Origin of the sequence: Sporosarcina sp. P34, from assembly GCF_002743375.1 — a bacterium.
In the GTDB taxonomy this organism is placed as follows: domain Bacteria; phylum Bacillota; class Bacilli; order Bacillales_A; family Planococcaceae; genus Sporosarcina.
In genome coordinates this window covers 204,373-216,463 of the sequence record NZ_PDZC01000003.1, presented here as the reverse complement: position 1 = coordinate 216,463, position 12,091 = coordinate 204,373, and the positions used below count along the sequence as shown (strand labels likewise).

Sequence of the window (12,091 nt, the reverse complement as noted above, 5' to 3'; positions counted from 1 at the left end):
TATTCCTCCTTATGCCTCTGAACGGTGGAATTGTGAAATAAACCGAATGTCATTTGTATAGAAATGACGAATATCTTCCACTCCGTATTTTAACATCGCAATTCTTTCCGGACCCATGCCGAATGCAAATCCTGTAACTTCTTCAGGGTTATAACCAGCCATTTCTAAAACGTTTGGATGAACCATTCCTGCTCCTAAAATTTCAATCCAGCCTGTTTTCTTACAAACGTTACAGCCTGTTCCACCACACTTAAAACAAGAAATATCCATTTCAACTGAAGGCTCAGTGAATGGGAAGAAGCTTGGACGCAAACGAATTTCACGCTCAGCACCAAATAATTTCTTGGCCAATAAATCAAGCGTGCCTTTCAAGTCGCTCATGCGGATGTTTTCACCTACAACAAGTCCTTCAATCTGTGTGAATTGATGAGAGTGCGTCGCATCATCTGAGTCTCGGCGGTATACTTTACCTGGACAAATAATTTTGATTGAAGCCCCATCTTTCGCTTCCATCGTACGAGCTTGAACAGGAGAAGTGTGTGTGCGCAATAAAATGTCCTCTGTAATATAGAATGAATCTTGCATATCACGGGCTGGGTGGCCTTTCGGCAAATTTAGCGCTTCAAAGTTGTAATAATCTTTTTCCACTTCGGGACCTTCTGCGATTTCATAGCCCATACTAATGAAAAAGTCTTCAATTTCTTCTACTACCCGCGTTAATGGGTGATGATTACCTAGTTCTACTGGACGGCCTGGTAATGTAACATCAATCGATTCATTTTCCAATTGCTCCTGGATCGCTTGCTGTTCAAGGGTTTCTTTCCGTTCCTCAAGAATTTCCGTAACACTCTCACGAATTTCGTTGACGAGCGCACCCATCTTTGGACGTTCTTCAGCAGGCAGTTTACCCATCCCTTTTAACAGGTCGGTAATCGGTCCTTTTTTCCCTAGATACGCTACGCGCACATCATTCAAATCTTTGACAGTATTGGATTCTTTAATTTTCAGCATTACTTGTTCTTTCAGTTCATGCAACTGTTCTTTCATGTGTACTTGCTCCTCTCTCTATTTCGGTAGTATTGCTTAGCTACACTTCCCGGAAAACAAAAAACTCGCCCCTATAAAAGGGACGAGGTCTATTTCGCGGTACCACCCTGATTAGTTTGCATCAAAAAAACGATGCAAAATCACTTGAATTGGAATAACGGTCCTATGCCGGCACGCCTTTACATGTCTGGTCCAAGCGCGCAGCTCGCGGGGTGAACTTCAATGGTGCATCGTTTTTCACACTTTCAGTCAAGGTGTGAAATCCCTGATAACGCATCTATCCATTTACTTTTCCCGGTCATTGCTATTTTCTTTGATTCGCCTTCTAGTATACCGTAAATCGATTACGCCTTCAATAGAGATGTCATGGCTGACGAAGCGTGTACAACAAGATACCTGTTGCAACTGCCACATTCAGTGATTCAGCTTGTCCGTATAACGGAATTTTCACTACATGATCGGCCTGAGATAGTAATTCGATATCCACGCCACTTCCTTCATTTCCTACAAGTAGTGCAAATGAGGTGTGGGTTTGCAGTTCATTAGGGGAAACCGCTTGCTGCAAACCTGTACCGATAATCGGGACATGATGGCTTTTCAAACGATCGATCCAAACGGACAACTCTTCGCGTACTACAGGAATATGGAAATGAGAACCTTGCGCAGAACGAACCGTTTTCGGATTGAATGGATCTGCACATCCTTTACCTAAAATGACTGCATCCAAACCTGCCGCGTCTGCAGTACGAATCATTGTGCCGATATTTCCTGGATCTTGTACAGCATCAATTAACAACACCCGCTTCCACTGATGTTGATCTGTTTCTTCATATTGAGGCTGTCTACAATAGGCAAAAACGCCTTGTGTCTGCTCTGTTTCGGAAATCTCCTTAGCAACTGCAGCTGTCAGTTCAATAATTGGCGCTGTCCAATGTGCCGGAATTTCAATATCCTCGCGTACCAGTAATTGAAGAACTAAATCTGGCTGTTTAATGGCTTCTTCGACAAGATGGACACCTTCCACGAGGAACTCTTTCGTCTGATCTCGTTCCTTTCTAGTCGTAACTAGTTTCTTCCAATGTTTTACTAATGAGTTCTGGGTTGATTCAATTCGTTTATTCAAGAGGCTGAACATCCTTTTTTTCTTTTTAGTGTATCAAACCAGCGTATATTTAGCGACTTTTGTGGAAAAGATGAGAATAAAGGAGGCTGAAGAATATGAATTTCCAAATTCGCGATGCAATTTCAGCAAACATGACAAACAATAGCGCCACTGACGTACGAAGCGTGATCGACGATGCTATACAACGAGGCGAAGAACATCTATTGCCAGGATTAGGTGTGTTTTTTGAGCAACTATGGAAACGTTCTGATGAAAAAGAAAAAACAGAAATCACCAATGAACTATCTCAAGCATTCGCCCAAGCACAATAAAAGATCATTAAAACAAAGACAAACCCTTTACACTGATTGAGCGTGAAGGGTTTGTCTTTCGAACTTTTTTATCTCGGCATACTGGTTAGTAGAAAACCCTAGTGTACTGGAGTGCAAGGCGACTCGGGGGGTCACTTCAAACGCGTCCGCCTGGAACGCAAGGAAACGATGCACATCCACGTCTTTTTACCTCTTCGTATAGTGCTCTTTCAACTGATCACGTAAAGCGGCCTTCAAAAATTTCCCGACAGACGTCTTAGGAATCTCTTTGACAAACAAAATCTCATCCGGAATCCACCAACTTGCAAACTGTCCCTTTAGTGAATCCTTCAACTCTTGCACTTTCGCGTCATCCTCCACCACATTCTCATTCAACACTACACAAGCTAGCGGACATTCCATCCACTTTTCATGCGGAACCGCAATCACTGCAGCCTCATACACATCATTATGTGACATCAATGCATTCTCCAAATCAACAGAAGAAATCCATTCTCCGCCACTCTTGATCAGATCCTTCGTACGATCCGTCAACTTCAAATATCCGTCCTCCGTCATCACTGCAATATCTCCCGTATACAGCCAACCATCTTTAAACGCTTCTTCGGTACGCTCATCTTTATAATATTCACTTGCAATCCATGGACCTCTGACGGTCAACTCGCCCATCGTCTGGCCGTCCCACGGTACTTCTCCGTCTTCATTGACTACACGAATATCTAGCCCCGGCATGACCAAGCCTTGCAAGGATCGAATATCAATTCTCTCATCTACTGTTAAATTATCCATAGATGAAGTTAGCACAGATAAACTGACAAGCGGTGAGGTTTCCGTCATACCATAGCCGATGACAAATGGGATTTTGTATTTTTCTTCAAATGTCTTAATTAAGCCTTTAGGAGACGCAGATCCACCACACACGATGACACGCAACGATGAAATATCACGTGGTTTTTGCTCAAGCTCTCTTAGTACAGCTAGCCAAATCGTCGGAACACCGGCCGTAATGGTCACTTTTTCACTTTCAATCAAGTCGAGTAGGACTGTCGGATTGAATCCTGGTCCCGGTAAAACTTGGGTTGTCCCAAAGAAAACTCCAGCAAACGGTAGTCCCCATGCATTAACATGGAACATCGGCACAACAGACATGGCAATATCGCGTTCACACAGTGCCATAGAATCCGCCAGTCCGAGTGCGTAGCTATGCAACACCAATCCACGATGTGTATAAATAACTCCTTTCGGTTGCCCCGTGGTAGCAGATGTATAGCATAAGCCTGCTGGAGTATTCTCATCTAAATCTTCCGGATATTCATATTCATCTGAGGCGTTTTCCACTAACGCTTCGTAAGAATGGACATTTTCTAACGTAGTCTCGGGAATATCTTTACTATCGCCCATGACGACAAAATGTTTTACCGTCTTCAGCATGGGTGCCATTTTTTCAAGATGAGGGAAAAATTCTGCATCCACTAGCAAAATTTCGTCTTCCGCGTGATTGATAATATACATAATATGCTCAGGAGATAGTCGTATATTAATCATATGCAAGATTGCACCCGTACAAGGCACTGCGAAATACGCTTCTAGATGACGGTGATGGTTCCAAGCGAACGTACCGACTTTTGTTCCATGCTCCATTCCTAACTGTGTCAGTGCATTTGACAGTTTACGTGTTCTCTTTGCCCATTCACGATACGTAAAACGCTGTATACTCTGTTCACCAGTTCGTGAAATAATCATTTTGTTTGGAAAAAATCGCTCTGCTCGTGTAATAAATGTAGATAGAATCAATGGTGTTTGCATCATATTCATCCGCTCCTCTTTCGTTAGAAATCAAGTTATCGATCCGTCTTGCACGATCCAAAGCATGTACTATCATTTCAATGAAATCGATGCGCAGATGGAATGATTCTCAGGATGTACTCTACGCGCAAACAACTAACTCTATGAATAGTAACTCCTGTTACTTTCTAAATATAGCATATACGTTAACTGACTATTCTGTCTATATAATTTAGTAGTATGTAGTTCACACCAATTTTTGACGCGTCCAAAAGAATGCATCCACACCAAGAACGGTTAATGTGCCGAATACGATTGACCATAAAGCTAGGCTAATTAGAAGCCAACTAGCAGTCTTTGATTTGGAAGAGCCTAGAGCAAGTGCCAAGAACGCAGCCAAATGAGAGCCAATCAGAATTGGACCAAGTAATGCTAGACCTGGAACACCATAGCTCTGCCAAATTTTCTCTGCACGAGCTGTACGCTTTGACGGAGGTTTTACATCGGTTTTCTTTTTGCTATCCCACCAGTTTTTTAATTTCTGAAAAACCAAAATTTCAAGCACTATAGTTAAAGCATTTCCTGCAAAACCAATCACAACAGCAGCCGGCAGAGACATACCACGTAAAATCCCCAAAGGAACCGCCACTAATACTTCAAACCCCGGTGTTGCACCCGCAAGAAATACAAGTAAATATGTAATCAACTAGTTTCCTCCCCCGTTCCGATTCCATTCAGTATATCAAATGAAAGAGTGCAAAACATAAAAAAACTGCTTTCCGAATTCACAGGAAAGCAGTTGAATGATTTGTTATAATAAAGATGCAAGGATCGCTTTTTGTGCATGCAGACGATTTCCTGCTTGCTGGAATACGTACGAGTTAGTACCATCGATTACGGAAGTCGATACCTCTTCTTCACGGTGTGCTGGTAGACAATGCAAGAACACATAATCTTTTTTCGCATGGCTAACCAATTGATCATTGATTTGGAAATCTTTGAAATCGACTAAACGCTTCGCCGCTTCTTCTTCCTGCCCCATACTGGTCCAAACATCCGTATAAATTGCATCTGCATCTGTGGAGGATTCAATCGGATCGTACGTCGACGTCACGCTTCCACCATTTGACTCAGCAATTTTTTTCGCTTTTTCAAGTAAACCTGAATGATATTCATAACCTTTAGGTGTCGCCACAGAAACATGCATTCCCATATGCGCACCCGCAATCACTAATGAATGCGCAACATTGTTGCCGTCTCCAATATAGGAAAGTTTTAAGCCTGTCAAATCGCCTTTTACTTCTTTGATAGTCAGTAAATCCGCCATTGCTTGGCACGGGTGAAATAGATCGGTTAATCCGTTAATGACCGGAACTGAAGTATGTTCTGCCAATTCCTCGACCATTTTATGAGATTTCGCACGAATCATCACACCATCTAAAAACTCGGATAATACTTTACCTGTATCCGAAACAGATTCTCCACGTCCAATCTGTAAATCCCGTGCATTCATGAATAGACCATGTCCACCCAATTGAATCATGCCTACTTCGAATGAAATACGTGTACGAGTGGAGTTCTTCTCAAAAATCATACCTAGTGTTTTACCTGCTAAAATGTCCGGTGTTTTACCAGCCAATGTATCTTGCTTCATGTCATATGCCAGTTGTATGAGATATGCGATTTCCTCACTAGAATAATCGAGTAGTGTTAAAAAGTCGCGCCCTTTTAAGCTATCCTTATCTATGCCTGTAGTTGTTTGATTTGTTTTTACCATTTGTCGATCCCCTACCATCCATTTGAAGTATGTATAAACTAGTATACAATTGTATATTTATGAAGTCAAATGAATCTTTATAAATTTTCATAGTATTTCATTAAAAACAGCGATGCTTTTTGGGCACCGCTGTTTGAGTGTATAAATTATTCAAATGTGATGTTTTTTACTGTATTTGCATCAAGGCGTTTAACAATTTCCACTAACAGTTTAACTGTATTCTCAAAATCGTTACGGTGAAGCATGGCCGCATGACTATGGATGTAACGAGTCGGAATACAGATAGCCAATGTAGGGATTCCTGTTCCGCTTAAGTGGATGGATCCACCATCTGTTCCACCACCGGCCATCGTTGCAAATTGATACGGAATATTCAGCTCTTCTGCTGTATCGACTACGAAATTGCGTAATCCTCTATGGGAAACCATCGAAGCGTCATACAACAAGATCTGCGGACCTTCACCCATTGTACCAACAGATTCTTTTGCTGTAATACCTGGTGTATCTCCAGCAATTCCTACGTCTACTGCGAAACCGATATCCGGTTGAATTTTATTCGTCGCTGTTTTCGCTCCACGCAAACCAACTTCTTCTTGAATAGCACCTACACTATACAAACGATTCGGGTGCTTTTCATCTTTTAGCTGCTTCATCACCTCAATAGCGATGGCACAGCCGATACGATTATCCCATGCTTTTGCAAGTAAGTAATTTTCGTTTTTCATGACAGTGAATTCGAAGTACGGCACAATCATGTCGCCTGGAAGAACGCCCCATGATAGAACTTCGTCTTTTGACTCTGCGCCTACATCAATGAACATGTCTTTAATATCAACAGGTTTCTTGCGGGCTTCGGGTGGCAAAATATGTGGCGGCTTTGAACCAATCACGCCTGTAATCGTCTCGCCAGAACGTGTAACGATGGAAACACGTTGTGCCAACATAACTTGTGACCACCAGCCACCTACTGTCTGAAAGTAAATGAAGCCTTTATCATCGATTCGCGTCAACATAAAGCCTACTTCATCCAAGTGTCCCGCGATCATAATCTTCGGTCCGTTTGCATCGCCTTCTTTGCTAGCGATCAGTGAACCTAGTCCGTCATGATCGATTTCATCTGCATAAGGTTTGATGTGTTTCGTCATGACGTCACGCGCTTCGCGTTCATTGCCAGGGATTCCTCGTGCATCCGTTAAATCTTTTAGCATCTCTAACGTCTCATCTAGTTTCATAAAATATTCTGCCTCCTCTTTCTATTTCCAAACGTACGTGTTCCGGTCTTACAACAGTTCTTTACGAATAGTTGCAGGTGATTTAGGTGATAACAATCCTGGTGCGATGTCATAGACTGTCTTCGCCCCAGTCTCGCCTTTTTGCTGCAATTTATAAGCTGCTCTTGCATACGCGACTAAAACACTTGATGTAAATTCGGGATTGCTGTCTAGTTTAAGTGAAAACTCTATGACTTGATCCGTGTGTTTACCTGTATTGCCGCTTCGAATGACGAAACCACCATGCGGCATCTTCGCATGATCCATACGTAGTTCTTCTTCCGTTATAAAATGAACCATTGTATCGTAGTCTGCAAAGTAGTCAGGCATTGTGACAATCGTTTCACGAACTTGATCTTCACTTGCTCCTTCTTCAAGAACGACATAACATTCACGTGTATGTTTATCTTTAGTTGAAAGCTCAGGATGCTCACCGTTACGCACACGATTTATAGCATCCTCCGCGGGTAAAGTGTACTGAACGCCTGCTTTGACACCATCAACACGGCGCACTGCATCGGAGTGACCTTGGCTTAACCCTTTACCCCAGAATGTATAGGTTTCCCCTTCAGGCAAAATGGATTCTCCCATTAAGCGATTGATTGAAAATAAACCCGGGTCCCATCCAACAGAAATAATTGCTGTCGTACCTGCTTCTTTTGCTGCTTCATCAACAGCCGCGAAGTACTCGGGAATTTTTGCATGCGTGTCAAAGCTATCTACTGTTGTAAAGTGTTTCGCAAGTGCTGGTCCTTGTTCAGGCAAGTCATTTTTAGATCCACCGCATAAAATCAATACATCAATATCTTCTTTAAAAGATTCAATTTCATCCAGCTTATAGACCGCTACTTGCTCTGAAAGTAATTGTACGTCTTTCGGCTCTCTGCGTGTGAATACACCAACTAATGTCATATCTTTATTTTGACTAATAGCTGACTCTACTCCACGCCCCAAATTACCGTAACCAGCGATTCCTACTCGAATTTCTTTCGTCAAGATCATTCATCCCCTTTTCTTTCTGTTTACGTTTCTCATTTTACCGTTAAGGATGATAGATTGCGAATATTTATCTTTTGAGCAGTTCGGTTCAATTCGAAATGTTTCATGGTAAAATAGATAGTAGGTGAATTCTTTGTAAAGTGAGGATCTTTTATGCGTTTTTTTGTCTATCTAATTGTGTTCTTCTCGTTTTTTGATTTATTTTCACAGTTGCCGGTCATTAGTCCGTTTGCTACAGGTCTTGGCGTTTCCGCTTTCATCGTCGGATTATCTGTTGGTATTTACTCGTTTGCGAATGTTTTCGGTAATATCATTTCAGGTATTTTGACAGATCGCAGAGGACCATTTTATATTTTATTACTTGGTTTGTTCACGTCGGCTTTGTCGTTGTTCTCCTATGGATTGATTTCTGGTTCTGTTTCACTAATTGGCATTCGATTTTTACACGGCTTGACGGAAGGCTTGATCATTCCTGCTGCTTTCACGTTTCTCGCTAATGGCTCCGAACGTTCTAAACGTGGGAGAAATGCTGCAATCTCGGGTGCATTTGTCGGGCTCGCAGCCATTTTCGGACCTGCATATAGTGGAATTGTTTCCGTTAAGACAAGCGTCGCGACCATTATGGCCATCAATGGCGCCTTTATGATTCTACTGACAATCGGTGCTATACTATTTTTACGTTCCTTTACATATGTAAGAAAAGTGAAGGCGGCGAAACAAAAAGTGGTGAAGCCGTTAGCTTTTTTCCGCCACCCGGGTATCATCCGTGCATTCCTTGGCGCATTCTTCTTAATGTTCTCACAAGGTGTGTTGGCATTGGTGCTTCCACTAAAAGTAGAACATCTTCAGTTTGATGCGAAAATGACCGGAATGCTGTTGAGTGTGTTCGGTCTAGTTGCTGTGTTGATTTTCGTTTTGCCGATCAACCGTATTTTTGATATTGCCCGTCCGATGGTCACATTGGCAATTGGCTTGCTATTGATGAGTGGCAGTATGTTGTTCTTATCGCAAGTTGATGAACTATCGTGGATGATGTTGGCAATGGTTGTCTATGGAATTGGGTTCGCATTCCTGTTTCCTTCTATCAACTCGTTGCTAATTGATTCCACAGAACCTGAAACAAGAGGGAAAGCGTACGGTTTTTTCTACGCATTCTTCTCCTTTGGCGTTGTAGTGGGGTCTGGTACTATCGGTATATTGGATTTAGATTTCCATCATGCCTTTATGCTTGCAAGTGCAATTTTGTTGATCGCAGCCATTTTTACCTTCATCGGTCTGCGAAAAGATACTCGCCCAGTCGAGCGTCAACGCTCTGCACAGTAAATAGTATGAGATAGGTATGTCCGTTGAAGTCATGTGACTTTAATGGGCATACCTATTTGTATGGAGAATGTCGATTAATAGATGATTTATAAACTCGTTAAGTTCAAAAGCAAGTGCTTGGGAAAAGTGAGTTACTTAGTGAGTACTAGGGGATGGAAGCTCCAGTTGACGGACGCTTTCCTATGGGCCTGCGGTGAGCCAACCAGTTCGCTTTGCTCTCTTTGGTTGTCTCACCTGATCAGGCTGATCCATCAGGAGTCGCCGCCAACTTCCGCTTCCATCCTACATTGATAGTGGAGATACTTGTACCCCTCAATGGAGGTAGCGTGTGAATTATTATTTTGTTTTAACTTATCTAAATTCAAATGTAGAAGTTCAAAATTTATTACAACACTTATTTCAATATGCAATAAAAAGTATTATCTTCTTACACTGCAAGGGATTGGCGCTACGGAGGGGCGACTCCCGCGGGAATAGCATGAGCCTTGAGACCCCACAGGTAGCGAAGCGGACGAGGAGGCTCAAGCCATGCCCGCAGGAAAGCGTCCCCTCCGTAGCGCCAATCCCCAACCCAACACCACTACTAGCCTTTTTACCTCATTATCAAAATCTTAAAATTAAAAAAGACATCACAGGAAGTCGTTGCTTTACGACTTCCTGTGATGTCACCTATTTATGCTTGCTGTGTAGAGAACGAATGGATAATCTCAAGGAACACTTCCCCATAACGTTCAAGCTTCGTTTCGCCCACCCCTTGTACAGTCAATAACTCTTCATTTGTGGCAGGCATTTTAGTTACCATATCCCGTAATGTCTTGTCCGAGAAAATAACGAAAGGCGGGACACCAGCTTCTTGTGCTAGTTTTAAGCGCATCGCCCGTAGTTCATTGAATAACGGATCATCTGTAGCGACGACAGTTGTTACCATCTCGCCTTTACGCCAGACTTTTACTTTTCCTAACAACACATCTTTTCCGTCTTCGCTGACGAAAATAGTCGGATAGGGTCCACTTTCCACTTGTAAATAATTCTTTGAAATCAAAAATTCAATGAAGTCGGCTACGTCTTTGGCATTGCGCCCTTTCATCAATCCATATGTCGATAGCTCATCGAAGTTTAATTCTTTCAACTTTTTGTTTCTCGATCCTGTTAATACTTGCGCAACCATCGTCTTCCCGAAACGTTGCCCCATACGAATAACACAGGAAAGTACTTTTTGTGTATCGACTGTTACATCAAACTGTTCACGCGTGTCAGTGCAGTTACCGCAACGACCACAATCTTCGACATCCTCTTCGCCAAAATACTTGATAATGTGTTTTTGCAGACAGCCTTCCGTATGGCAGTAATCAACCATTACTTGCATCTTTTTGATTTCATTTGATACACGGGAAGGATCTGGAGATTGTTCGATGAGAAAGCGTTGCGTTAAGACATCTTGCGAAGAGAATAACAAATAACAATCGCTGTCGAGCCCATCCCGCCCCGCTCTCCCAGCTTCCTGATAATAACTTTCCATATTCTTCGGCATTTGATAATGAATGACGTAGCGTATATTCGATTTATCAATCCCCATACCAAACGCGTTCGTCGCGACCATCACGCGTGCGTCTTCCATGATGAAACGATCTTGTTGATGTTGACGTTCATAGTCGGGTAATCCTGCATGATATTTAGCAACCGGAATACCACTTTTCTCAAGCAACAAATATACTTGCTCGACCGCTTTTCTCGTTGCAGCATAAATGATACCTGATTCATTTTTATTTTTCTGTGTGTACTCTTTGACGAATTGATCCCGATTTTGACCTTTTACTACCGAAAATAATAAATTACTCCGCTCAAAACCAGTTACAACACGGCTGACAGGAGGTATATGTAATTGCTGGCATATATCATCCTGTACTTCAGGCGTAGCTGTTGCAGTCAATGCAAGAGTAATCGGTCGGTTACGTAAATAATCAAAGACTCGGTGGATATTACGGTAGCTTGGACGGAAATCATGTCCCCATTGTGAAATACAATGGGCTTCATCTATCGCAATCAGCGGAATCGTCATTTTTTGCAATTGATTGAGAAAAGATTCGGAGTCCAACCGCTCAGGTGCTACATACAACAGCTTATACTTTCCCTCGAGTGCGTTATCCATCGTGCCAAAGTATTCCTCTGACGATAACGTACTGTTAATATATGCCGCTGGTATACCCAACTGATGCAATGCATCGACTTGGTCCTTCATCAAGGAGATCAACGGTGAAATGACAAGAACCGTTCCTTCCATTGCCAATGCCGGTACTTGATAGCAGACAGACTTACCACCACCAGTCGGCATTACGCAAAGTGAGTCATCACCTTGTAATACTTGTTCAATCACTCGTTGTTGCCCTTCTCGAAATGCTGAATAACCAAAATACTTATCCAATATATCTAACGGATTTTGAATGATCGCTACCAC

General features: G+C 42.4%; 10 protein-coding genes and 1 other annotated feature. Of the genes, 2 read left to right on the top strand and 8 right to left on the bottom strand.

What is annotated here, in order from left to right:
• Positions 1-9: 9 nt before the first annotated feature.
• Both pheS and CSV63_RS07075 read right to left on the bottom strand, forming a co-directional pair.
• The gene (gene pheS / locus CSV63_RS07080; protein ID WP_099695202.1) at positions 10-1,047 is read right to left on the bottom strand and encodes a phenylalanine--tRNA ligase subunit alpha; all 1,038 of its coding nucleotides are present in this window, start codon (positions 1,045-1,047) and stop codon (positions 10-12) included.
• 75 nt (positions 1,048-1,122) lie between these two features.
• Positions 1,123-1,358: a binding site (T-box leader), on the bottom strand.
• 53 nt (positions 1,359-1,411) lie between these two features.
• Complete coding sequence (locus CSV63_RS07075) at positions 1,412-2,182, bottom strand: TrmH family RNA methyltransferase (RefSeq protein WP_099695201.1); 771 nt, start codon at positions 2,180-2,182, stop codon at positions 1,412-1,414.
• An 83-nt stretch (positions 2,183-2,265) separates the two neighbouring features.
• On the opposite strand from CSV63_RS07075, the gene sspI reads away from it, so the two are divergent.
• Positions 2,266-2,481, top strand: coding sequence for a small acid-soluble spore protein SspI (gene sspI, locus CSV63_RS07070; protein WP_099695200.1), 216 nt, complete (start codon positions 2,266-2,268; stop codon positions 2,479-2,481).
• Positions 2,482-2,667: 186 nt separating this feature from the next.
• Here the strand turns inward: sspI and CSV63_RS07065 are convergent, their stop codons facing one another.
• The 5 genes from CSV63_RS07065 to CSV63_RS07045 form a co-directional block, all read right to left on the bottom strand.
• Positions 2,668-4,290: a long-chain fatty acid--CoA ligase gene (locus tag CSV63_RS07065; protein WP_099695199.1), complete on the bottom strand. Its 1,623-nt coding sequence runs from the start codon at positions 4,288-4,290 to the stop codon at positions 2,668-2,670.
• Between the two features lie 223 nt (positions 4,291-4,513).
• Positions 4,514-4,972 (bottom strand): small multi-drug export protein, encoded by a 459-nt coding sequence (locus CSV63_RS07060; RefSeq protein WP_099695198.1) that lies wholly within the window; start codon positions 4,970-4,972, stop codon positions 4,514-4,516.
• 105 nt (positions 4,973-5,077) lie between these two features.
• Positions 5,078-6,043: an ornithine carbamoyltransferase gene (gene argF / locus CSV63_RS07055; RefSeq protein WP_233191978.1), complete on the bottom strand. Its 966-nt coding sequence runs from the start codon at positions 6,041-6,043 to the stop codon at positions 5,078-5,080.
• Positions 6,044-6,189: 146 nt separating this feature from the next.
• Positions 6,190-7,275 carry a M42 family metallopeptidase gene (locus tag CSV63_RS07050; protein ID WP_099695196.1) on the bottom strand — a complete coding sequence of 362 codons (1,086 nt, stop codon included), beginning with the start codon at positions 7,273-7,275 and terminating at the stop codon, positions 6,190-6,192.
• A gap of 48 nt (positions 7,276-7,323) precedes the next feature.
• Positions 7,324-8,316 (bottom strand): diaminopimelate dehydrogenase, encoded by a 993-nt coding sequence (locus CSV63_RS07045; protein ID WP_199203624.1) that lies wholly within the window; start codon positions 8,314-8,316, stop codon positions 7,324-7,326.
• 150 nt (positions 8,317-8,466) lie between these two features.
• Between CSV63_RS07045 and CSV63_RS07040 the strand changes: the two genes are divergently transcribed.
• Complete coding sequence (locus CSV63_RS07040) at positions 8,467-9,636, top strand: MFS transporter (protein ID WP_099695195.1); 1,170 nt, start codon at positions 8,467-8,469, stop codon at positions 9,634-9,636.
• 673 nt (positions 9,637-10,309) lie between these two features.
• Here CSV63_RS07040 and recQ read toward each other — a convergent pair.
• Positions 10,310-12,082, bottom strand: a complete 1,773-nt coding sequence (recQ, locus tag CSV63_RS07035) for a DNA helicase RecQ (protein ID WP_099695395.1) — start codon at positions 12,080-12,082, stop codon at positions 10,310-10,312.
• Positions 12,083-12,091: the final 9 nt, after the last annotated feature.

Coding starts and splice junctions, on each gene's coding strand:
- CSV63_RS07045 (WP_199203624.1), bottom strand. CDS start 8,316: ATGATCTTGACGAAAGAAATTCGAGTAGGAATCGCTGGTTACGGTAAT.
- CSV63_RS07040 (WP_099695195.1), top strand. CDS start 8,467: ATGCGTTTTTTTGTCTATCTAATTGTGTTCTTCTCGTTTTTTGATTTA.
- CSV63_RS07075 (WP_099695201.1), bottom strand. CDS start 2,182: ATGTTCAGCCTCTTGAATAAACGAATTGAATCAACCCAGAACTCATTA.
- pheS (WP_099695202.1), bottom strand. CDS start 1,047: ATGAAAGAACAGTTGCATGAACTGAAAGAACAAGTAATGCTGAAAATT.
- CSV63_RS07050 (WP_099695196.1), bottom strand. CDS start 7,275: ATGAAACTAGATGAGACGTTAGAGATGCTAAAAGATTTAACGGATGCA.
- CSV63_RS07065 (WP_099695199.1), bottom strand. CDS start 4,290: ATGATGCAAACACCATTGATTCTATCTACATTTATTACACGAGCAGAG.
- sspI (WP_099695200.1), top strand. CDS start 2,266: ATGAATTTCCAAATTCGCGATGCAATTTCAGCAAACATGACAAACAAT.
- argF (WP_233191978.1), bottom strand. CDS start 6,043: ATGGTAAAAACAAATCAAACAACTACAGGCATAGATAAGGATAGCTTA.